Below are 432 nucleotides of genomic sequence, written 5' to 3'. Positions count from 1 at the left end.
ATGCGAATAGATACAGACAAACAAATGAATTTACTTAGTGATAAGAACGTTGCAATAATTGGTGGTGGACCCGTTGGACTGACTATGGCAAAATTATTACAGCAAAACGGCGTGGACGCTACAGTTTACGAGAGAGACAAAGACCGAGATGCCAGGATTTTTGGTGGAACACTTGACCTGCACAGGGATTCGGGACAGGAAGCAATGAAAAGAGCGGGATTGTTACAAACTTATTATGACTTAGCTTTACCAATGGGTGTAAATATTGCTGATGAAAAGGGTAATATTTTAACCACAAAAAATGTAAAGCCCGAAAATCGGTTTGACAATCCTGAAATAAACAGAAATGACTTAAGAACTATCTTATTAAATAGCCTACAAAATGACACCGTCATTTGGGATAGAAAACTTGTTACGCTTGAACCTGATAAG

1 protein-coding gene is annotated in these 432 nt (G+C 38.2%); it reads left to right on the top strand.

What is annotated here, in order from left to right:
• Nucleotides 1–432 (top strand): FAD-dependent oxidoreductase (locus VQ048_RS13095; RefSeq protein WP_327611986.1); only part of this gene is annotated, 432 nt, incomplete at both ends.

The organism is Bergeyella anatis (genome assembly GCF_036016955.1).
Classification (GTDB): Bacteria; Bacteroidota; Bacteroidia; order Flavobacteriales; family Weeksellaceae; genus JAYWXI01.
The sequence above is the reverse complement of the archived record's forward strand: the minus strand, read 5'-3'. Positions and strand labels throughout refer to the sequence as shown.